22 protein-coding genes and 1 riboswitch are annotated in these 23,178 nt (G+C 36.7%); of the genes, 4 read left to right on the top strand and 18 right to left on the bottom strand.

Features of this window, described 5'->3' with window-relative positions:
- Positions 1-42 precede the first annotated feature (42 nt).
- Positions 43-1,047 (bottom strand): sensor histidine kinase, encoded by a 1,005-nt coding sequence (locus D8M06_RS07040; RefSeq protein WP_121203702.1) that lies wholly within the window; start codon positions 1,045-1,047, stop codon positions 43-45.
- Positions 1,044-1,739, bottom strand: coding sequence for a response regulator transcription factor (locus tag D8M06_RS07035; RefSeq protein WP_121203796.1), 696 nt, complete (start codon positions 1,737-1,739; stop codon positions 1,044-1,046). Before D8M06_RS07035 ends, D8M06_RS07040 begins: the two co-directional genes overlap by 4 nt.
- Before the next feature lie 197 nt (positions 1,740-1,936).
- Here D8M06_RS07035 and D8M06_RS07030 point away from each other — a divergent pair, with 197 nt between their 5' ends.
- Positions 1,937-2,797, top strand: a complete 861-nt coding sequence (locus D8M06_RS07030) for a proline iminopeptidase-family hydrolase (protein WP_121203701.1) — start codon at positions 1,937-1,939, stop codon at positions 2,795-2,797.
- 262 nt (positions 2,798-3,059) lie between these two features.
- Positions 3,060-4,259, top strand: coding sequence for a threonine ammonia-lyase (ilvA, locus tag D8M06_RS07025; RefSeq protein WP_121203700.1), 1,200 nt, complete (start codon positions 3,060-3,062; stop codon positions 4,257-4,259).
- A 175-nt stretch (positions 4,260-4,434) separates the two neighbouring features.
- Here ilvA and D8M06_RS07020 read toward each other — a convergent pair whose 3' ends face one another.
- The 5 genes from D8M06_RS07020 to D8M06_RS07000 all read right to left on the bottom strand — a co-directional run bounded on the left by D8M06_RS07020 (position 4,435) and on the right by D8M06_RS07000 (position 9,566).
- Positions 4,435-5,166: an N-acetylmuramoyl-L-alanine amidase gene (locus D8M06_RS07020; protein ID WP_241558892.1), complete on the bottom strand. Its 732-nt coding sequence runs from the start codon at positions 5,164-5,166 to the stop codon at positions 4,435-4,437.
- A gap of 179 nt (positions 5,167-5,345) precedes the next feature.
- Positions 5,346-5,936 carry a hypothetical protein gene (locus tag D8M06_RS07015; RefSeq protein ID WP_121203699.1) on the bottom strand — a complete coding sequence of 197 codons (591 nt, stop codon included), beginning with the start codon at positions 5,934-5,936 and terminating at the stop codon, positions 5,346-5,348.
- Positions 5,937-5,952: 16 nt separating this feature from the next.
- Complete coding sequence (locus D8M06_RS07010; RefSeq protein WP_121203698.1) at positions 5,953-6,525, bottom strand: hypothetical protein; 573 nt, start codon at positions 6,523-6,525, stop codon at positions 5,953-5,955.
- A 252-nt stretch (positions 6,526-6,777) separates the two neighbouring features.
- Positions 6,778-9,150 carry a polyprenyl synthetase family protein gene (locus D8M06_RS07005; protein ID WP_121203697.1) on the bottom strand — a complete coding sequence of 791 codons (2,373 nt, stop codon included), beginning with the start codon at positions 9,148-9,150 and terminating at the stop codon, positions 6,778-6,780.
- A 137-nt stretch (positions 9,151-9,287) separates the two neighbouring features.
- Complete coding sequence (locus tag D8M06_RS07000; RefSeq protein WP_121203696.1) at positions 9,288-9,566, bottom strand: hypothetical protein; 279 nt, start codon at positions 9,564-9,566, stop codon at positions 9,288-9,290.
- A 314-nt stretch (positions 9,567-9,880) separates the two neighbouring features.
- Here D8M06_RS07000 and D8M06_RS06995 point away from each other — a divergent pair, with 314 nt between their 5' ends.
- Positions 9,881-10,354 (top strand): PilZ domain-containing protein, encoded by a 474-nt coding sequence (locus D8M06_RS06995; RefSeq protein WP_158591749.1) that lies wholly within the window; start codon positions 9,881-9,883, stop codon positions 10,352-10,354.
- A gap of 47 nt (positions 10,355-10,401) precedes the next feature.
- On the opposite strand, the gene D8M06_RS06990 is transcribed toward D8M06_RS06995, so the two are convergent.
- On the bottom strand, positions 10,402-11,259 hold the full coding sequence (locus tag D8M06_RS06990; RefSeq protein ID WP_121203694.1) for an MBL fold metallo-hydrolase: 858 nt from the start codon (positions 11,257-11,259) through the stop codon (positions 10,402-10,404).
- A 197-nt stretch (positions 11,260-11,456) separates the two neighbouring features.
- Positions 11,457-11,602: riboswitch (cyclic di-AMP (ydaO/yuaA leader) on the top strand.
- A 658-nt stretch (positions 11,603-12,260) separates the two neighbouring features.
- On the opposite strand from D8M06_RS06990, the gene D8M06_RS06985 reads away from it, so the two are divergent.
- Positions 12,261-12,782 (top strand): hypothetical protein, encoded by a 522-nt coding sequence (locus tag D8M06_RS06985; RefSeq protein WP_121203693.1) that lies wholly within the window; start codon positions 12,261-12,263, stop codon positions 12,780-12,782.
- 420 nt (positions 12,783-13,202) lie between these two features.
- On the opposite strand, the gene D8M06_RS06980 is transcribed toward D8M06_RS06985, so the two are convergent.
- From D8M06_RS06980 to D8M06_RS06935, 10 genes are all read right to left on the bottom strand, one after another.
- A complete protein-coding gene (locus tag D8M06_RS06980) occupies positions 13,203-13,763 on the bottom strand; it encodes a DUF4256 domain-containing protein (protein ID WP_121203692.1) in 561 nt (186 codons plus the stop codon).
- Positions 13,764-13,856: 93 nt separating this feature from the next.
- The gene (locus D8M06_RS06975; protein ID WP_121203691.1) at positions 13,857-14,792 is read right to left on the bottom strand and encodes a sensor histidine kinase; all 936 of its coding nucleotides are present in this window, start codon (positions 14,790-14,792) and stop codon (positions 13,857-13,859) included.
- 20 nt (positions 14,793-14,812) lie between these two features.
- Positions 14,813-15,580 (bottom strand): ABC transporter permease, encoded by a 768-nt coding sequence (locus D8M06_RS06970; protein ID WP_121203690.1) that lies wholly within the window; start codon positions 15,578-15,580, stop codon positions 14,813-14,815.
- Positions 15,573-16,496 (bottom strand): ATP-binding cassette domain-containing protein, encoded by a 924-nt coding sequence (locus D8M06_RS06965; protein ID WP_121203689.1) that lies wholly within the window; start codon positions 16,494-16,496, stop codon positions 15,573-15,575. Before D8M06_RS06965 ends, D8M06_RS06970 begins: the two co-directional genes overlap by 8 nt.
- Positions 16,497-16,581: 85 nt before the next feature.
- Entirely contained in the window at positions 16,582-17,271 is a 690-nt protein-coding gene (locus D8M06_RS06960) for a response regulator transcription factor (RefSeq protein WP_121203688.1), read from the bottom strand.
- A 48-nt stretch (positions 17,272-17,319) separates the two neighbouring features.
- Complete coding sequence (locus tag D8M06_RS06955) at positions 17,320-17,898, bottom strand: hypothetical protein (protein ID WP_121203687.1); 579 nt, start codon at positions 17,896-17,898, stop codon at positions 17,320-17,322.
- 348 nt (positions 17,899-18,246) lie between these two features.
- A complete protein-coding gene (gene arsC, locus D8M06_RS06950; protein ID WP_121203686.1) occupies positions 18,247-18,666 on the bottom strand; it encodes an arsenate reductase (thioredoxin) in 420 nt (139 codons plus the stop codon).
- Between the two features lie 590 nt (positions 18,667-19,256).
- Positions 19,257-20,555 carry an arsenic transporter gene (locus tag D8M06_RS06945; RefSeq protein WP_121203685.1) on the bottom strand — a complete coding sequence of 433 codons (1,299 nt, stop codon included), beginning with the start codon at positions 20,553-20,555 and terminating at the stop codon, positions 19,257-19,259.
- Between the two features lie 15 nt (positions 20,556-20,570).
- Positions 20,571-20,915 carry an ArsR/SmtB family transcription factor gene (locus D8M06_RS06940; protein ID WP_121203684.1) on the bottom strand — a complete coding sequence of 115 codons (345 nt, stop codon included), beginning with the start codon at positions 20,913-20,915 and terminating at the stop codon, positions 20,571-20,573.
- A 327-nt stretch (positions 20,916-21,242) separates the two neighbouring features.
- Positions 21,243-23,054 (bottom strand): M3 family oligoendopeptidase, encoded by a 1,812-nt coding sequence (locus tag D8M06_RS06935; protein ID WP_121203683.1) that lies wholly within the window; start codon positions 23,052-23,054, stop codon positions 21,243-21,245.
- Positions 23,055-23,178 lie beyond the last annotated feature (124 nt).

Genomic DNA, 23,178 nt, shown 5'->3' with positions numbered 1-23,178 from the left:
TTCGAATTACCGAACAAATGAGCAAAGCATGTGACAATGTTGTCACATGCTTGTAATGGCCAGCAAATCATTCTTTTTTGGCAACAATAAGGTGAAGGTCGTGCCCTTCCCTACTTTTGATTGAACATCCATTTGTATTTTTAATGCATTTGCTGCTTTTTTCGTTAAATAAAGTCCCATTCCTGTTGCGGCATGATCTTGATGATTTGAAGTGGATGTAAACCCCTTATCAAAAATACGAGGCAAATCCTTTGGCGCAATCCCACGACCATGATCTTGAATGGTAAGCTGTAGTGCTTCATTTTTCCTAAAACACCTCACCACTATATCAGACGAATCACTATATTTCACCGCATTCGTTAAAAGCTGACGAACGATAAAACTGAACCACTTTGCATCAGTTAGAATCTCTGTTACTTCCAGTCCTACGTCAAAACCAATTCCTTTTTGTATACACCACGTTCGTAATGCCCTTATTTCCTTAGCAATAAGTGACTCTAAATCGATTTTTTCCATGTATAAATCATTTTCCATGAATGGTAATCGGCGTTGATGTAATTGCTGATCTAGCAGTAGATGAATGCGTAGCCACTCATACATTAATTGTTGCTTTAACGTATCATCTTCTAGGCGGTCAAGCATAAGCTGCATCGCTGTTAACGGTGTTTTCACTTCATGAATCCACGTTAATAAATCATCTTTCTCCTGCTCTAAACTGACTGCTTTCTGATCTAACGCTTCTTTATAAAATTCCGATTGACTCTGCAATTTCTCCTCCAATAATATTTCAAAAGGATACGCTGCTTGAATAACAGATGTCCAATCATCCCCTGGTTCCCAGTCTTCTAAGTTTTTATAGAAGCGAGTTTCGCGGTTATATCGAATAATGAAAAAAAGAACAAAAATGATGGTGGATAGGAATATAAAATATAAAATAGATGAGATTGGAATGGATGTATCCAGGTATCCTAAAAAAAGTAAAAGCAACTCCATGAATATAAATAAGCTTATCCAACTCCTTCTTTCTCGAAGGTAATCTCGCATCATGTCCCAGATACCTCTTCTTTAGCCATATAACCTTGTCCCACTTTGGTTTCAATCAGTTTTCCAAGGCCAATCTCCCCTAAACTTTTTCTGAGTCGGTTCACATTAACAGTTAGTGTATTATCGCTAACAAAACGCTCATCATCCCAAAGACTTTTCATTATCTCTTCACGACTAACAATCTTATTTTTATTTTCAACTAATATTTTCAAAATAAACATTTCATTTTTCGTCAGTTCTATTTCTCCATGATCATGTGCGACCGTATTCCTCATGTAATCAATGGTTGCGCCGTTCCATGTTTGAATGTTCGTTTGTGTATCCAAGCTGTAATTATAGACTCGTCTTAACACGGCCTGAATTTTAGCAATAAGCACGTCAAAATGAAAAGGTTTTTGAATAAAATCATCTGCCCCAAGTTGCATGGACATCACCATGTCTGTTGGGTGATCACGGGATGATAGAAAAATGATTGGCACATTGGAGTGTGAGCGAATCATCCGGCACCAATGAAAACCATCAAATTTTGGCAATTGGATATCGATAATTACTAAATCCGGTTTCTCCTTCGTAAACTCTTCCATAACCATGCTGAAATCAGCTATACCACAAACTTCGTATGACCATTGTGTTAATCGTTCCTTTATTTCTGTATAAAGTGTTCGATCATCTTCAACTAACATTATTTTAAACAACATTACCACCGCACTTTTATCAATGTATGCTTCCATTCTATCATTTTTTCTGTTACAGCTATGAGTGTTTTTATTATAAATGCTATAAATTAAGTAGTTTAGCCTACTGTGGTTGATGTCGGGGCCCGCACTAAATAAACCATTTTTATGAAAATAATGGTAACATAGAGACAGAGTGAATTTAGGAGGAAAAATATATGTCAGTTCGAGATGGTTTTATTGAAGTAACAGGTGGCAGAGTTTGGTATCAAATGCATGATAACGGAACAGAAAAAACGCCTGTAATTATCTTACATGGTGGTCCGGGATCTTCGCATTACTCCTTGCAAGGTTTAAAAGAGCTTGCTGAAGATCGCCCGGTTATATTTTATGATCAATTAGGATGCGGGCATTCAGACAGACCAAGCGACACTTCTCTATGGAACATCAACCGATTTGTAGAAGAGTTAGCTCAAATAAAAGAAGCACTCCATCTTGATGACTTTCACATTCTCGGTCATTCATGGGGAACTACCTTAGCCGCCGCTTATTATATGGCACATCCAGAGGGCGTCAAAAGCATCATTTTTTCAAGCCCCTGTTTAAGTGCACCAAGATGGGCTGAAGACCAGAAGCGAAATCGCGAAAAACTACCGATTAATGTACAAATCACATTAAATACATGTGAGAAATTCGGCACCACAGATACACTCGAATACAAAGAGGCAACAGAAATATTTAATAATCACTTTGTATGCCGAATGGATCCAAAACCAGAGTTTCTTAAATATGGTGCCAAATATAAGAATAAGGAAGTTTACAATCTTATGTGGGGACCATCTGAGTTTCATGTAACTGGAAACTTAAAAGATTTTGACTGCACAAATGAGTTACATACCATCACGATTCCAACTTTGTTTACTTGTGGTCGCTATGATGAAGCAACTCCAGAGTCAACTGAATATTTCAGTTCACTAACCCCCGGCAGCAAATTTCACGTCTTTGAAAACAGCGCACACATGCCCTACATCGAACAAACCCAAGAATACCTACAAACCATCAAAAACTTCCTTTCTTAGTAAGTGCCTGTCACTTCCCGATTTTTGTCGAACGGGTGAGCAGGTGTGACCAATGGGGTTGTAGAGAGAGGCGCAAACGGGCGGTGCCTGTCACTCCCCGTTTTTTGTCGAATTTCATACGTAAATAGTTATCATTCCATACTTCATAGAAGCAGGATTTGATAACCTTTTTTATTTAAAGAAAGAATACAATATAATAACTCGTACCATACTAGCAAAAGATAGCAGCAGTATAAAATTTGATAACCTAAGGAGTGGCATCATGATTTCCTATAATGATATTGCTCAAGCTCACTCAAAAATGAAACATATTGTACATAAAACACCATTAGATTATTCAAAAACTTTCAGTGAATATGCAGGAAATGAGGTACATTTAAAGTTAGAAAACTTACAGAAAACCGGTTCTTTCAAGGTCCGAGGTTCTTATAATAAGTTGGTATCCCTAAGTAAGGACGAATTAGAAAAAGGTGTAGTTGCCGCTTCAGCTGGAAATCATGCACAAGGTGTTGCTTACGCTAGCTCAATACTCGGTATCCCATGTACCATTGTTATGCCTGTCGGAGCCCCTTTAAGCAAAGTACAAGCGACTAAAGATTACGGTGCAAATGTAGAACTTAAAGGAGATGTCTTCGATGACGCACTAGACTATGCTTTAGATTTAAAGAATGAAAAAGGAGCAGCTTTTGTGCATGCTTTTGATGATGAAGCAATTATTACAGGACAAGGAACAGTTGGAATCGAGATTCTAGAACAGCTTCCAGATGTTGAGGTCATTGTCGTTCCAATAGGTGGCGGCGGATTAATTGCTGGGATTGCGGCAGCTGTCAAAGAAAAAAATCCATCGATTAAAGTTTACGGTGTAGAAGCAGAAGCATGCCCCAGTATGGCAGAATCATTAAAAGGAAAAGAATTACTTACGGTGAATTCCACCCCAACAATGGCAGATGGAATTGCGGTTAAACGCCCCGGTCAGCACCCATTTGGTCTTGTGGAAAAATTCGTGGATGGTATCGTTACTGTTGATGAAATGGAGATTGCTCGAACCATGCTCTTATTACTAGAACGCAACAAACTCTTAGTAGAAGGCTCAGGCGCAGCATCTCTTGCCGCTATGGTGTATAAAAAACTACCAATAGAAGATAAAAAAGTAGTAACTGTGATAAGTGGCGGAAATGTGGATGTTAGTTTTATTTCAAGAATTATTGAAAGGGGTATGGTCGAGTCCGGGCGCTTTATGCAATTTCAAACGATACTAAAAGATAAACCAGGGAATCTGGAAAAAGTGCTTCAAGTGATAACGGAACATCAAGGCAACATCTTAAATATCTCTGTCAGTCACATCGGTGATAAAATCTACCCGAGCTATGCACAACTATTTCTCTCCATCGAAACCAAAAACCAGGAGCATATCCAAGAAATCCTCGAAGCACTCAAACAAAAAGGATACACCAACATATAGGTTCTGGCGGTGCCTTCTGCGGTGCCTGTCACTTCCCGGATTTTGTCGAATCAGGATTCCCTGGTCACAACGGACTTTTCATCATAGGTCTTTTCACTTAAAGTGCCTGTCACCACCCGGTTTTTGTCGAACCATGCATGAAACTCATTACCAAAAAAGACAGTACCCATTCCATTTAATAGGTACTGTCCTCTACTTTTTCTTCATACCCTATTCTCGACCAGTCAAATAACTCTCCTGGGTCTGTTTTTCGACCTGGTGCATATTCATCGTGCCCAATGATATGTTTTCGGTCTTTTTTAATGGATGGATGTCGTTCAATTACATTATCAATTAACTTTACCAGTGCGTCATATTGCGCATCCGTATAACCAATATGGTCAGAATCGATTTCCTCATACTTCGATTCGTCCATCATTATACTCATTTCCTCTTTCGTTCCAATCGCCATTATCTCAATCCCAATCGAATAATCATTTAGACGATTTTTATATTGTGGAAAGTCCGATAATTCCCCTTTTCCCGCATGATAAGCTACACGTTCTTCAGGTACTAAAGAGTAAATGGCACCGTCTCTTCCTATCAAATAATGCGCTGAAACACCATAATCCATAAAGGTTTGGCGGATATCCTCCATACGAAACGGATCCTCAGGATTCACTATCACATTACTGGAAAAGTGAAGAACAAGATGCGTAATTGGTTCCGTTCGAGGTTTAGAATTCTCATTAGGAAGAGATGCTTCCTTTGTTTCTATCTTTGGAACTACTGGTTTGTCTACAACCTGGCCCTTATCTTGATTACTTGCTTGCGAAGAAACTAATTTTTCCGTACTAAAAGCTAGAAAGGCGACGATTAAAAATAATACCATCACAAGCAAGAAGCCTTTCTTTTTCAAAAAAATCAAATACAATCCTCCCAACATGCTGTCAAAAAACAATACTTTATACCTATAATATCGGCAGTAATCCAAAATTTATTTAGACGTAATCCCGACCTTTTGAGAAACCAGCACATTGGGAAAATTAAAAAATTGCACACTAAAAAACCTAGTCATGTCTCCAGTTAACTAGGTTTCTCTACCACTTAGGACTCCTTTACTACGGTTATTTTCTCCGTACCATAAATATGTTCACGTAATATATTATCCAGTTTTTCCTTCATTTCATCCGAAGTTACGACAAGACTAACTGGAAATCCCTTGGTTTTTATTTTTAGCTCATAACGGTTATTCACTTCTTTAGAAAACCCATAAAATCTGTGATTCATGTCAATTGTAATAAATTGATAGGACTTCATTCTTTTCCATGGTATAAACCGTATTCCGCTGAGCACCCCGTCATTAGAAATTGCAAAAAGATTGAACAGATCAGAGGAATTTGTAAGTGGTATGGATAACAGTAAGTATATCGACCAATTGATTTCATTAAATGTAAGGCTAATAAAGTACATGGATATCACAAACATTAGCACTCCGGAATAAATAATAATACCCAATTTTTGCTTCGAATATTTAGGAGGTGCTAATGGTTTTTCAGGGTGTTTTCTAATTACCGCCCTTTCTTCTGAAGTCGTTGGTAAAATAACCTTGCTTTCCATACGGATTAAGACTTGAATAAAACTAACACAATAATAACCGATGATAAGAAAAAATAGTGCATCTAAGAATATCTTCATAAAACCCCTCCCCATACTAGTATAGAAAAATGTAAAACACTGTCATCATTACTATGATCAGAACAAATGAGGCTCCAATTCCCGCTCCAATTAAATTAGATTTCCACGTATAGCCTTTCAACTCCTGCTGGAAAGTCGAACGATCGACCTTCCTGACGTGCAATACAAACATCAAATTCGTTAAAACAAATAATAGAAAGAAAATAGTAGCAATAAAAATAAAATTCAACTCCATAATAACACTTTCAGCCATTTCTCGATTCCAATAATACTGGAGAAACATTAAGCCACTCAATAGGAGTTGACCAACATTCCCCACTTTTCTTTGCTTCATCCATTCTCTTCCCATTTTTTCCTTCTCATACTTTGCTACTTGTTCAAATATAGGTAAGAATGATTTAGTAGAATCTCCTTTTATGAAACCACATATCGCCTGTATGAACAATATAATGCCAATAAAAAGAAAAAAGTGTGGAAGTGTCACGTTAAAAAGTCTAAAGGCAAGGAAGAAAATTGTAATAGCAACCAGATTTAAAATATTTAATGCAATCAATTGCCTGCCCCTCATATTCCAAATCTCATCCGTCATCATCTCCACCCCTTCAATCAAAAAAAAACTGTTACCTATTCATACGAAAAAGCAGAAAAAAAGTTTCATTGGTGGTGCCTGGCACTTCCCGAATTTTGTCGACGCACCAAGCCTTGCTACACCTTAGATTTAAATTGCCTCTAAACAGGAAGTGCCTGGCACCACCCGGAATTTGTCAGGTTTTGTCGTGTCTTTGCATTAAAAATGCTGGTTTCTCTCTTACGTAAGGAGTGGAAACCAGCATTGTAGGCTTTAGTTTTCTCGATGAACGATATAGTTCAATAAATGCTTTAGAAATGGGATAGGACTGGTAAGTTCTTCTAAGGTTTCACTGGCTAAACAGAAATGTTCCCACATGGCTCTTTTGGCCCCATCCTGACCTAACACGGATACAAATGTAGCAGTCTTGTTCACTAAATCCTGTCCTATCGTTTTTCCAATCACTTCCTCTTTCCCTTCCACATCCAGTAAGTCATCCTTTATTTGGAAGGCAATCCCAGCATGATAAGCAAATTTCTTTAAAGCTTTGATTTCTCTTTCCGAAACGTTTGCTAGCATTGCTGGCATAATAAGGGAAGCTTCGAAGGCAATTCCCGTTTTGTAAAAGCACAAGGTGTTTAATTGCTCCAACGATAATACTTTCCCTTTTGATTCCAAATCCATCGCCTGCCCCTGGCACATCTCTTCTGTCTTTTGAGCAGAATACCGGATTAACTGTAGCACTGTTTTTGCTTCAAACTGATCCATCGAGGCTTGTTCTTCCATTCCTTTTTGTGTAAGAAATAGTCCCGTTAATTCGGCGACCGCTGTGCTATACACTTGATGCAAGGTCCGGCGCCCTCTTCTTACAGACGCATTATCCTGTGATGGCAGATCATCAAAGATAAGAGAGGCCGTATGCATGTATTCCAAAGATTTTAATAAGGGCAAGATGGCTGACTCTTCCAAACCATATTGTTTCACTGCCATAAACCAGGTTATGACAGGTCTTAGCCGTTTCCCTTCTCCTGCCAGACTATAATTCGCTCCATCTATAATTGGGTTTTTCAATAACTGATTGTCTTTTTCTAAAATAGGTAAGACAGTATTTATCCGATTACGTATTTCACGAACAGTATCTATAAAATCTTCCTGCTCTTCTTGTTCTTTTTTTAGACTAGAAATAATATGATCCCGTAGCAATTTATCAAAGAAATCAACATTCTCTGCTTTACGGACCGCTTCTTGTATCACTTTATTGAGTTCTGGAATACCAGATGCATACAGCTCCATCACTTGATTGTATTTATCCCTTCCCCACCGCTCTTTAAATCGTTTCAGACTATTAATGGCTCGACTGAAAATCATTTCACATACCATTGGATCTGAATAATAAACATGATGGATTAAGTGATGAATGACCGTCCAATATAATTCAAAGGGATTTACTAGGTCTGGCCGTCTGTCATGATACTTCCAGTAATACGTATACGGTGTCACTGATTCCTCGGCCATGTCATCAAACATATCCGTAAAATCATCAGCAAGCTGGTTATAGATACCGTAAAAGAATAATCGATCATTCACCTCATCATCGTGAGCAGCACTTATTACCGAACGGACGATTAACCGTGACGAAGATGATTTTAAAATAATCGGTATGTAAATTTCTTCATTTGTATAATTTGGATTCGAAAGATCCTTCCATCGATCCACTTCCTGGGATTGAAAAAAGATGTATGATTGCTCTAGAAAAGAGGTCATATTATCTGGTTTCTGGTTTGCTTTAATATATTCAAAGGCCTCTTTAAGTTCCGAATGAATATAGTAAATAAGTTTCTGATTTTCCCCTGTCCAGTTTTCCAAATCCGGTACTATACCGGTAGTAAGCGTTGTGCGAATTAAGTCGGAGTATTGTTTCTCCTCTTCGTTCGATAATAGCTTAGCATCGAGAAGGTCATCAATAAAAGGATAGGTCAGTCCATAAGCGTACCCAAGTCGAATAGCCTTATCCAGTCGCTCCTTCCGTTCCTCAGAAGCAACATCCTTCCCCATCTCTTCCACCTCTTGCATAACAACTCCCGCTATTAGCTTGATCAGTTTACGCTTCGCATGTTCTGGTTCAAGTTCCTCCGGTATATTCGCAGAAACTGTCTTAATCTTATTCATGACCCAGATCATCGTTAATTCTACGCCTTCCTTCTCAGCCAAACGATATAACGAAGCCATGTTCAATGTATCTGTATGTTCTTTATTACCTTTTGTCGTTGAATCAGCTAAATGATTCTTCACATCGGCAACCATCTTATCCAGTTTTTCCTTCGTTTCTTTATCACGGATATCCTTCCCCAAATCTCGCATAAAGATATAAGAAAAACTCCGCTTCAAATAGCTTTCCAATTTGTTGGTGTAATGCAGCCACTGAATATACTTACGATAGTCCTTTGGATCTGGTTTTTTACGTGATTTAATAGAAAATAGATGACGGCGATGGTTTTTCCGCCATAATTCAATGTCGGTAATTAAAGTAGGGATATCTTCCTTCTGCAAAAGTTGCGTATGGAGTGATTGAAAATAATCAGCAGCCTTTTGTTCTGCTTCCTGATAACATACATCCGTATTTATTTTTTCTAGGTTTGTCTTCATACTACCCCTACTTCCTCATTGGTCAATCTTGATGCCTATTATTATAGTATATGAAAGATCTACTATTTAACATCTCATTCTTAAAGTTTCCTACACAAAAACCTATGTCCCCAACATACAATAATGATATCTAAATTTTATTCGATATCAGCTTTTAGCTTATCTACGTACTGTTTTCCTTCCAACAACGAAAGACCCATTTTTTCTCTGGCAACTTTCACTGCTTTGACATCCTTCCCCTCTTTTAAAAGAATATGTAATTCATCATCTATTGGATTTTCCGGTGTACCAACCTGTTTCATTATCAAATCCAGATTATATTTCATTCCTCGCACATAATTTTGGAGTTTTACCACCTTGAAAAGCAAATACAAAATTCCTACTAATGCCGCTACTTCTAAAAAATGAATAGCCATTTAGACCCTTCCTTAAATAGTCATTTTTAGTCTTCTAATATTTATACGAATGAAACGCCTATTCGTTTCGTTTATTTAAACACCTTTCCATCACTCGTATTTTAAAATAGGAGTGCAGTACTAGAAATATAGTACTTGGTGGCTATATAAATTTTTACGAAAAATAATATAGTTTATTTATATACTCTAACTTACAAGACAGAGGTGATCTTTATATGATACTCACTCTTTTATATGTAATCATTGCGATTTTATTTATATTTAACACTTTTTTTACACTGAGAATATTATTTTACAGAAAGCAGAATAGCAATTTGCAAATACAACTAAACGAATTGATGAAGACCATTAAGGGGCAAGAAGCGAAATTAAACGACAAAGAAAGAAGAGACTCATTTCGATTAAGATTGGAAAATAAAACATGTGAATTTCAACTATTAAATGTTGGTAATAAAAATATTAATCCTCTAAAGAAAGGAAAGGCAATTATCAGTGATATTAGCTATACAGGGATGAAACTAATTTGTCCGTATAATCTACCAATACAACAAGGAGTGGAGATTAAACTATACTTCAACTTATCTAATCGTGATTTTGTTTTAAAAAGTAAAATAGTAAGAAAGGAAGAGTATAGCGATAAGTCCCATTATATTTATGGTGTAGTATTTACCGAAACGGATGAACGAACAAATGATAAACTTACGATTGTATTACGAGAGATAGAGATGGAGCAAAGAAGAATAAGTGAACCCCGCCTGTACACACCAAATAGACTGAACTCACTTTGAATTCAGCCTTTTTCAGAGAATATGGTTGCAAGCTTAGCCACTTTCACTTAATGCGTATTCTTATTAACATATTTCCCGTAATCTGGAACAGCCATTTGATCAAATTCCTGAACTAACTTTTCTAAGCTACTTGATAACAGCTCGCCAGCCATCGGTAAACCATGTCCAGTTACAGCAACTGAAGGCTTTAATGCTTCTAATTTGATGACCGATTCCTTGGCTGCTTTCCAATCAGTTGTAAGATATCTCGGAGGCCCACTTATCTCTTGTTCCTGTGTTATTACTTTATAAAGGGATTCTTGTTTAACCGTCACAAAGGCATCTCCTACTATGAGTGCACGATCTTTTTCTCGGAATAATGATATATGCCCCGCTGTATGTCCTGGCGTATGATACCACTCAAAATCTGGCATGTGGGGAATGGTTCCATCAGAAGGTAATTTTTCTATGCTATCCCCTAAATCAATTGGTTCATTTGGGAACATAGGGGACATTTTCGCTACCATACCGCCTTCCACACTTGCATCTGGTTCTGGATAACTCTTTTGTCCTGTTAGATAAGGTAATTCTAGCTCATGGGCATATACAGGTACATCCCAATATTTTACTAGTTCAATAATAGCTCCCACATGATCAAAATGACCATGTGTTAAAATAATCGCTTTTGGCCGACTATTTTCACCAAAGTGTTCTTCAGTAACAGAAATAATCTTATCGGCCGATCCAGGCATCCCAGCATCAATCAAAACAAAATCATTGGTTTCTGGATTTCCAACCAAGTGGATATTTACGATTTGAATCGTATAATTAAATAAATCAGGTAGAACCTCCGTACCAACTCCACTACCTACAGATGTAGCTGGAATATATTTATAATCATCGCCATATTCCATATGCTTATCCATTCTTTACCTCCTTCGTATAATCAAATACATATAAGAATAGTGTCTCCTACTGCCAAAAAATAATGAACGTTTTAAACTTATTTTGTTGCTAATGTTACTGGTTTATATAGTTAAAATAAAATATTAGTAAATTAGAAAAAGGAGTTGACATATTAAGAAAAGAGGGGTAATTTGAAGTTAATTAAATACGTACGAATACCTTTTAATCGCTGAATCATTTGATGAGCGGGGGAACCATTTTCGATAGATGATTTCTATCTGGGGTGAATCTTATTAACGTAAGAGGGGATACTCTCCGTCCCTAATCCGACAGCTAACCTCGTAAGCGTTACATGTTATTTCGAGAGAAAGGTCTAAGGCTTTACCTAAGACCATTCTTATTTGTAATGGTCTTTTTTGTGTTTTCTAGGGTTTTACTCATTACTTTGGAAAATGAATGGGGGAAGCTATATGGAAATGTTTCTGTTCTATTGCATTGCTTTCATATTTTCACTTGGAGGAATTGGATTAACATATTGGGGAATTATGATTATTTATAAAGTTATTTATGATCACCTACACGGGTAAAGAGCTCTACATTGCCTTAATACAGAAAGCCTTTTTATGATTTGGATTGAGTTTACTCTCTCTCCGAAAAAATACTAGTTGCTTTTTCCGTTTATGTCGCCTTTTGTATAGTGGAGTCAGAATACGAAGACTCCTCGAAAATACAAATCAATTTTCTTCGTGCGATGTCTTGCTGCCGATCTATTCCTTGTCCTGCGGGAATAGCACGTGTCCGAAGCCCAGCAACGCGGATACTACTTAAATTCCTCTTAAATGAATCGCTAGGAGAATCCTATATAAGAATTCCGAATATTTATGTTAAAATAGATATAGAGTATATGAAATAGTGTTCTAAAATTTAACATGCAGTAAAGTGGAAGATGAAGCTTTAAATCGAACGCCTATAAACCCCTTTTGTACCAGTAGCCATAGTGCTTTATTGAGAGGAGAATTATATGAAGAAACGATCGTTTAAACTATTTGCAATCACTTTATTTTCCTCACTTCTATTATTGTTCGGGTGCACTGAAAACACAGAAACGGAAACCCAAGATAAAAATATACAAACTATGGAAGCTGTACTAAAAAATAACCTTACAGGCCCCAGTGATGAACTGCAACAAATATTGAAGGAAAAGGAATGGATGGAACGTTTAAGAAAATATGAAGAAAAACTATATAAAGATTATTTTGCAGATGATGCATCCTATGTTGCATTTGTAGGTAGCTACGGTTCCGTGTTAATGAATGAACCGATGAGAAATAATTACAAATTAAAGGTAAAAAACATCGATTTTGAAAAAACTGACTCAGAAGAGATTATTTATAATTTCTCAGTAGAATTACATTATCAAAAAGAAGGTAGTGAAAATACAGAAGTAGAAATAGTCACTGGTCAAGCAAATTTGAATGAAGACCATAAAATAGAAAATATGTTAATTCGTATAGGTGATTTTTTGGGTTCCTTGAGTAATTAGCATAAATTCGTAACGGGGTACAAGAATTTTAAATTAGTATTTTCATCATTGCCAATTTCACATATAAACGTTTTTCTAATAAAGGGAGGTAACAAAAATGGAAATAAAAATAGGTAACAGAAGAATTACTTCTAAATCCATATTTAATATAATGTTTGTATAGGTTTTAATTGCAACCATCGCTCAAATGATAATAAATGTGCTTTCTGATAGAAGCTTTATTACCGGAATGGTTATTTTTTCGGCCTGTGTATCTGGTGTCTGCTATTACTTTAGTAGGTGCTCCCTTAAAGAAGGGTGAGCACCTTTTTTACTTCATTTAATTCACACGTTCTAGCAAGTCATGGAGAATTTTTGTTTTCTCATCATGGATCTATTCTTATATTTATGGGAAAGCTTACTATATAAAGCTTCAATAATTTATACTCTTAATGAGCCACGGAATCCTCTGGCTCCAAAATAAGCATCCGCTCCATTGTGATAAACAAAGACCTTTCCATAACGATAGTCACAAAAAAGCGCACCACCTCGTTCTCTAATATCAGAAGGGGTTTGTACCCAACTGGATGTTTTCTTATCAACATTTTCTAGTTCCTGCAATGAGCGATATTCTTCTTCCGTAAGAAGCTCAATTCCCATGTCTCGGGCCATATCTATCGCATTGTTTTCTGGTTTATATTTTTTCCTCGACTCCAGTCCTTCAAGATCATAGCATACACTTCTACGGCCTTTAGGACTTTCCGGAGAACAATCATTAAAGATATATTCATTGAGCTCTTTATCAAAATCTATAACATCCGGCTCTCCGCCTGTTCTTTCCATTTCATTGAGCGACCATAGTTTTTCCGTGTTCGATTCCAGTTTTGTTTGAACATTATTCCATTCTATATCTTTATGGCGGTGCATGTTTTCCTCAAAACGAGCTTTCAATATTTTGATTAATTCTTCTTGCTGTTCTAGAGATAGTTCCTTTTTATTCATGTCGTTTTCCCCCTTACAATGGTTTAATTATAATAACATAATTATCGGTTAGGTTCTTTAGTACGTTTAATCATTGGAATTAATAGACATAAATCAATTCGATGATTGTTGCGCTACTTCCAGTTCATCCTTCCCAGTTTCCCACTCACATATAATCGAGAGTTGTCCATTATCCAGTTGTCCCCTTATGGTCCCATTCATTTTTTCCATAAAGCTTTTGACAATCGAAAGGCCTAATCCGGTGTTTTTGCCAGAACGTGACTGATCGGCCATATAAAATCGATCAAACATGCGGGTAGCATCCTGTTGAGTAAGGGTGTTTGCATTATTTTTTACCATTAATTTGACTTTCGTGTGATTCTCCTCAAGACTTATTGAGATGTTTCCTTCTGAATGATTTATTGCATTGGAAAGCAAATTTTCGATCACACGAGTTAAAGCTGATGTATCAGCAACTAGGAATACATCATTTTCAGGAAGGTCGAGATTAGGCTCCATTTTTTTCTCCTGAAATCGGTCATAGAAGCTCATCAAGACATCCACTGTTAGATTCCTCAAATTAATCCGTTCCGTTTTCAGATGATAATCGGCGGATTCAATAACGCTCAGTTCAAAGAATTCATTTAACAAGGTTTCTAGTCGTTTTCCTCGTTTAGCTGCGATAGATAATAATTCTGCTTTTTCATCTTCTTCTATCTCTTTAGAATTAGCCATTTGGATATATCCTATGATAGAAGTCAATGGTGTTCTCAAATCATGAGACATATTTGCAACTGCTTGTCGATGTTCATTTTCAAATTGAACTCTCCTTCTATTTTCTGTCACATACGAATCCATCAACCTATTAATTTCCAATCCCAGCTCTTCCACATCCTTGTCAAAAAGTGCCATATCAATTTTTTTATTCGTTTTTCTATTATTATAGGTTCGCAGCTGCTTGTGGATTTTTTTTACTTCTTTTTTTAAAGCGTATATGCGAGTGAGTACGAATATGGTTGCTAAGCTTAAGATTATAACGATATAGATCATTGGTCTCACCCCGCCTTATATTATTTAATTTCTTTTCTATTCATCATAAATATTCCACATAAAATGATGATCATCAATGATATTGCACCGATAAGAAGAGATTTTATGATTTCACCATTTGTCATCGTATGCTTAAATACTTCACTGAATTGATAAAATATAGAATGCTCAAAAACCGTCTCTATCAATAATGGCTTTGGGAACTTTTCTATCGCAAACATAATGATTGAAAATAAAATAGAGAAAATGATTGTTTTCCCACTATCTTCGGTAATCATAGCAAGCACTGTGATTAAGCCTGTATAACCAAGAAATGGAAGGATAAACAAGAAATATGCCCTTCCCAAGTATAGCAAATTAGATGTATTGATTATATCTCCGTGTCCAAATAGGATAACCAATAGAATTCCGATGATTACCGGAATCAGGATCGTAACGATAATAGCACCTAATGAGAAGACAAGAAACTTCGCCAAGAAAATATGCGAACGTTTATTACCACTTATTACTTGATTTTTAATGACACCACTCGATGAAAATTCAACAGAAATAAAAAATCCTGCTAATGAACTGACGATTAGGTTAAAGAACAATAATGTTGTAAAGGGAGATAAGGCATTTAGTTCACTTAAACCAGCTTCATTAAAGACGGTTCCGGACATCGTCCACCAGTCAATAACTACTAAATAATGTAACAATGTACTTAATCCAGTAGTCATGGCGATTATTACCCAAAAAGATTTATTTCTTTTCAATTTATATAATTCTACTCTTAGAAGATTAGTCAATATCTACACCTCCAACAAGCTTGGAAAAATAACTTTCCAGACTATCCCCATTTTGTGATAGGTGTTCAATTACCAAGCCATTATTTGTTAATGCTTGGGAAACGCTTCGTACATCGTTCAGGTATTTATAAAGTTTGATAGTACCATCAGGCATTACTTCGAAATCAGTAGTAGATAATGTATCTTCCAAAACGGTAGCCCCTATTGCCGACTGATCTACTTTCACTCGCACATGCATTTTACATTTCTCGTCCAATTCTTTTAACGTAAGTTCTTCTAATATTTTTCCTTTGTGAATAATGCCAAAGCTCGTTGCAAGTTGATGGAGTTCGCTTAAAATATGGCTTGAGATTAAAACCGTAAGTCCTTTTTCATGATTTAACCTTTTGATCAGTTCCCTCATCTCTACGATTCCCATTGGGTCCAATCCATTTGTTGGTTCATCTAGGATTAAAAATTCTGGATCACTTAATAATGCAATACCAAGACCAAGTCTTTGCTTCATACCAAGGGAAAAGTTTTTTGCCTTTTTCTTTCCAGTGTCTAAAAGCCCGACAAGTTCTAGTGTATTTTGGATACAAGAACGACCAGGAATCCCTTTTTGCAATCGATGGACTTCTAAATTTTCATAGGCTGTCATATTGGGGAAAAGGGCAGGATTTTCGATAATGGCTCCCATCCTTTTTTGTACTTCTGTCAACTCAGATGGATGATCATTTCCAAATAACTCTATGGACCCATCTGTTGGAAAGCTAAGTCCTGTTACCAAACGAAGCATCGTCGATTTGCCCGCCCCATTTTGACCAATAAGACCATATATTTCACCTTTTTTAATAGATACATTAACATTTTCCAACGCAAAATCATTCTTATATTTTTTGGTTAAATTATTTGTTCGTAAAATAAATTCGCTCATTTCCTAGCAACCTCCCTTAATCGCTCATAACATTAGTATGGTGTGTAAAACATAAGAATGGCTTAAGTCAGACCTTAAGAAAACCTTAAGATTTCATCCGATATCCCATTCCCCATATAGTTTCGATATATTCTTCCGTTGGATTAGCTTTGGATAGCTTATTTCGTAAATTACTCATATGAACATTAACCGTGTTGTCATCTCCATGAAAAGGCTCGTTCCATACACTTTCAAAAACATTTGATTTGGAAAAAACTTTCTGAGGTGAATTCATTAGTAGGATTAATATCTTAAATTCTCTTGCCGTTAACGTAATTTCGGTTCCATTTACAAAAACAGTCATTGTATCCAAATCAAGCTGAATATCCTTATGGGTTAACACTTGTTTTGGCTTTTCAGCGGTATGTCTGTATCTGCGCAGCAACGAATCAATACGAGCGGATACTTCATCTACATCAAATGGTTTAGATATAAAGTCATCGGCACCGGATCGTAAGCTATTAATTTTTGTTTCTTTTTCACTCTTGGCGGAAATAATTATCACTGGGATTGAACCTTTTTCCGTTATCTTTTCTAGAATTTTTTCACCGGACATTCCTGGAAGCATTAAATCCAATAAAACTAAGTCCCACTTCTGTTTATCTAAATAAATCAGAGCTTCTGTACCTGAATATACAGGTTGTGGATGGTACTGGCTCTTTTGTATGATTCTGCATAATAATTGATTAATGTCATTATCATCTTCAACAACTAAAATGTTAATCGTCTGATTCACTCTGAATCCTTCCTTTTTCCTATTATTTATTTTGAGGATTAGGTTGTATTACATTTCAACCGGGATGAAGGGAACTGGAACATGCCATTTATCTTCTTCACTTTTATGGTGATAGGCTTTAAGTTCTCCTTCGTATACCAATTTTAATTCCGTTAATTCTTGCAAGTCGTATGGTGCTATAAGAGATAAGTGTTTATCAAAGTTAACCTTGTTACAATGCTTTAGCACAGATGCCACAAACTGTGAACAGAATAATGCTTTTTCCCTTATGATTGGCTTATTTAATATAAAACCGAATAAACCTAAGAAATTATAGCTGTAGGATTCCTTTTGCCTTTCCATTTCCTGTATATATAATTGCATCTTTTCCATTTGAGGCTCTGTAACTGTTAATGAATAGATAGCACAATCTGCATGTTTAAATAAACCTTGTTTCACATCTTCTTTAACAAAACCACCATTAAATGGATTCCATGCCTTCTTCCTCCCAAAACTATATACCTCTGATAACTCAGAGTCAAAGGCGATTGACGCATGATTATATGGCTTTTTTGTATATAGTTTTATCAACTTTGTAAAGATAGAACCTGTATCTGTTAAAAGAATATATACCTTTAAGTCTGCCATGATCATTCTCCTCTTCTGTCTTGGAAAGAATTTTTCTATAATCAATATACAAACGAAAACATAAGAAGAACTTAAAACAATTCTTAAGAAAAGCTTAAGTTTTAAAGAATGTTTTTTTCATGGCGAATATAAAGGACAGAATCTCTGCGGGTAGAGCACTAACTTTCGTTTAGTTTTAATTACACAAAAAAGAAGTGCGAATCCTTTTGTGATTTCGCACCTCTAAATAGCTGTTATTGTAGAATAAAGTTTTTCTAGTTAAAATCAAGTAAACCTGATACTTAGTGGAGGAAGCACACGAAGACTTTTGCGGGAGAAAAGGCATCGGTGAGACCCTAAAGAAGCTAACTATTCACCAGTTTCAGCAAAACGTTTGATTCGTTCGCCAATTTCGTCACGAACACGTTGGAAAACGGCCCATTTCTCTTCTTCTGTTCCTTTTGCTTTTGCAGGATCATCAAATCCCCAGTGTTCACGTTTGACATTCGGTGGTGTAACCGGACATTTATCTTTGGCATCTCCACAAAGAGTTACTGCTAATGTTGCGTTATTTAAAATATCAGGGTCAATAATCTCTGATTGTTGATTGGAGATATCCATTCCAACTTCCTTCATTGCTTTAACCGCATTGGGATTTAATCCGTGTGCTTCAATACCTGCACTTCGAACCTCCCATTCATCTCCAAGATATTTTTTTGCCCACCCTTCTGCCATTTGGCTTCTGCATGAGTTACCGGTACATAAAAAATAGATTGTTTTTTTAGTCATTCTAATACTCCTTTTTTAAAATATGGCTCTTTTCTAGAAATTGTTGGTTTTTAATATAAGTTCGCTTTATATTTTAATAGACTGTAGATGTCTTTTATTCAAAATAGTATTCCTCTCACTTACACTTGTGATTAGTTGGTGCGGGTATTCGCTCCAGCAGAATACTACGCTTTCCGCGGGCACGGCCTCAGCCTCCTCGCGGAAAACCACCGCTGTGGGGTCTTCGGACACGTGCTATTCCCGCAGGAGTCTCCGTATTCTGCCTCCGCTAAGATAGATGCATGAGATATTTTTGAGATGAATGTTCTTGAAATCACGTTTAACACCATTATTATTCTTGAAAATAGCATATTTCTTGTTTATACAAGTAGAGATGACAACATAGCGAAGGAAATACACGGAGACTCCTGCGGGAAGAAGAGCATTGGTGAGACTGCGTAGTGCGTCAGCACGAAGGAGGCTCACCAGCTCCCCGCGGAAAGCGTAGTGTATTTCCGCAGCGGGGTTAAGCACTTTACTATGAATTCAAATTATCAACAATTTCTATCAACTGTAAAAGTTCTAAAAGCAACAAAATATACGAAAAGACTCTAAAATATAGTTAACGTTAGATAGAGACCTATTAATGTGATTAGCAGAATGGGTATCGTTAAAATAATACCTGTTTTGAAATAGGTTCCCCAAGAAATTTTGACTCCTTTTTGGGATAAAACATGGAGCCATACTAAAGTTGCTAAGGAACCAATTGGTGTGATTTTTGGACCTAAATCAGACCCAACAACGTTAGCATACACTAATGCTTCCCTTAATACACCAGATGTATTGGTCTCCGCAATGGCTAAAGCGTCAATCATAACGGTTGGCATATTATTCATAATGGATGAAAGAAAAGCAGCAATGAACCCCATGACAATGGTAGCGACAAATAATCCTTCTTCAGCTACTGTTTGAATGACACTCGCTAGTGCAGAAGTGAGCCCGGCATTTCCTAATCCATATACCACCACATACATACCGATGGAAAAGAACACAATATCCCATGGTGCTCCTTTAATAACCTTTTTGGTATTCACAGCACTGCTTTGTCTAGCCATCATGATAAAGAATATAGCTATAATCCCTGCAATGAAAGAGACTGGCACATGGATAAATTCGCTTGTAAAATATCCAATAACTAATAAACCAAGTACGTACCACGATAAACGAAACATTTTAAGATCCTTAATGGCATCTACTGGCTTACCTAATTTTGAAATATCATATGACCTTGGAATATTTTTTCTAAAGTAAATGAGTAAAACCAGGATAGTTGCAGTTAAGGAGAATAAATTCGGAATGATCATTCGGGAGGCATATTCCACAAATCCAATCCCAAAGAAGTCCGCAGATACGATATTAACCAGGTTACTTACAATGAATGGCAAGGATGTCGTATCAGCAATAAACCCACTCGCCATGATAAACGGAAAGATCATTTTCTCTTTAAAGTTCAAATTCCTTACCATAGCTAGTACGATAGGTGTCAGGATTAATGCCGCACCATCATTCGCAAATAAAGCAGCAACAATCGCACCTAATATACTAATATAGACAAACATTTTTATTCCATTACCTTGGGCAAATCGGGCCATATGTAATGCAGCCCATTCAAATAATCCTATCTCATCTAAGATTAACGATATAAGAATAATTGCAACAAATGCTAACGTTGCGTTCCAAACGATTTCGGTAACTTCAATTACATCACTAAACTCTACCACACCTACTAGTAGAGCAATAACTGCTCCTCCCATGGCAGACCAGCCAATATTCAATCCTCTAGGCTGCCATATGACTAAAACTAGGGTTGCTACAAAAATTAATATGGCAAATATAAGCGTTGATGACAAAATAATACCTCCAGTTTAACAACAAGAAATTCGTGTACCTTTTTCTTCTAGTTCTTTTAATTTATAATCCTGATTAGGGAGTTGCTCAAGAATTGGTCGAATAAACGAATAGTACTCATTGCTTTTATTCACCGAATAAAAGATCCATTGACCTTTTCTTTCTTCTTTGACTAAACCTAAATCTTTCAGTTTACGCAAATGTTGACTGATGGACGGTTGGCTAGATTGGAATATTTCAACAAACTCACAAACACAGCATGTCTGATTATCCATCAATTTCATCATCGTTAATCGTGTTTTATCCCCTAGCAATTTTAAAATTACAGCAGCTTTCTCCAATTCGATTGTTGTTTGCAGCACTTATTTTCCTCCTTCCTATTTATCTCAAATAAGAATATAGTTATTTGCTTATATACATTTTAATCCTACATCATTATATAATAATTTGCTTATATATGAAACTAAATTGGTGCCTGTCACTTCCCGAATTTTGTCGAATGCTCTAACACCGATGATTAGTGAGTTTTTAGAGTAGGTATTTGATCCCGGAGTGCCTGTTACAAGATAAGGTGCAAATTTAAACAAGTCGGGTGCACAAAGAAAAGGGACCGATGCAGTACTTACACCATTTTAACTAAAATGAAAAGGTGCTCCAACCTTCCATTACAGGAGCACCTTTCCTAATCTTTAATTATTCACTTTATCTTCTGTCAATCGGATAAATTCATCCACATCTTTTGCAGCTAGTTGAATTCCTGCTTCCCAGAAATCTTGTTTAGTTAAATCTACACCTAAATGCTTTTGGGCTAAATCTTCTACTTTCATGGATCCTGTATCCCTTAATAAGGCAATATATTTATCCTCGAAGCCTTCTGGTTGTTCCATGTATTGTGCATAAATTCCCAAACTGAATAAATAGCCAAACGTGTACGGGAAGTTGTAAAACGGAACATCGTCGATAAAGAAATGCAATTTACTGCACCAGAAGTGTGGATGATAACTGGCTAAGCTGTCACCATATGCTTCTTTTTGTGCTTGTACCATCAATTCACTTAGTCTTTTTTCGGAAACAATTCCTTTTTGTCGTTCCTCATAGAAGGAATTCTCGAATAAAAATCTAGCATGAATATTTAAAAACATGGCTGTAGCATTTTCTATTTTAGATGTTAACAGGGAAACCTTTTCTTCCTCATTTTTAGCATTTTCTATGGTCGCATTTCCAATGATCGTTTCTGCAAAGGTACTTGCTGTTTCGGCTACATTCATGGCATACTCTTGATTTAAACGCGGCAAATCTTTCATCACATCACTATGAAAGGCATGCCCCAGCTCATGCGCCAACGTGCTCGTATCATTTGGTGATCCTGTAAATGTCATAAAGATACGGGACTCTTCCCATTCTGGAAGACCAGTACAATAGCCACCAGGCCGTTTGTTTGGTCGATCCTCTGCTTCTACCCAACGGTTCTTAAGAGCATGTTCAGCAAAGCTGGACAATCGCGGACCAAATGTAGCAAAGTTATCGATCACAAAGTCACAAGCCTCATCATATGTAAAGGTAGTTGGTTTGGCACCGCCTATCGTGACAGGGGCATCCACATCCTGCCAGCCTAGCTTTTCCATCCCTAATAGTTTGGCCTTATGTTGTAAAAAGTGAAGGAATGGCTGTTTATTGTTGCTAACTGCTGACCACATAGCATCCAATGTTTCTTTGGACATGCGATTATATTCCAACGGCTCATCCAAATAATGCTCGCGCTGATGCGCCTTTTGCAGGGTGATTCGGTAGCCATCCAAATGATTAATCGTGTCGGCAAATATAGGTGCATACTTTGTCCAAGCCTTTTCCCATTGTTCGAAAATCTGTTTTCTCACATCTGGGTCAGGGTCTGCATACATACGATTCATCGCTTGTCCTACAGATAAATCGGTTGTATTTCCTTCTTTATCTGTAAATGGAATAGTCATAATGGAAACAACGGTATCGTACAAATTACTCCAAGCGGATAACCCATCATTATTTAAGTCAGTAATAATCTTCTCCTCTTCTTCTGATAAAAGACGTTTTCCTTGTTCACGTATTTCCCCTAACGCAAAAGATATTTCCTTTAACTCACCCTCCAGTAACAGGTTTTGCCAATCTCCATCGGATATATCAACCAATTTTTTCGTAAACGCATTGGATAGTTTTTGTACTTCACTGTAAAGGTTCATGATTTGTCCCATGACTACATTGGCGTGTTCATCATTCATGTAAGCATCATGACACATCTGAACAAATGTAGCTGCTTGACCTAATCCTTTTCCAATCGTCTCTTGTTTACTTAAAATCATTTTAAAGGTTTCAGGTGATGAATCTTTTTGAAAGTTCCATGCATGCAAGGAATCTTGATAGACCTTAATTTCTGCTTGAATGGTTTCTATTTTCTTTTGTAATTCTGCTGATTTCGTTCCACCTGGAAAAATACTTTCCAAATCCCATGTATCTACATATTTCATACTTGCTCCTCCTCTTCCTTCTTTCGAGGTTGTTCAAAAAGTCCGGTAAAAATGACACATCGAATCTCTTCGTTGGCTTGGTTTTCCGTTCCTCATGTACCTTTTAATGTACATTCCGGTGCTC

Source organism: Oceanobacillus halophilus, from assembly GCF_003628505.1.
Taxonomy (GTDB): Bacteria; Bacillota; Bacilli; order Bacillales; family Amphibacillaceae; genus Oceanobacillus; species Oceanobacillus halophilus.
Note: the sequence above shows the minus strand (reverse complement) of the source record. Positions and strands in the feature narration are given on the sequence as shown.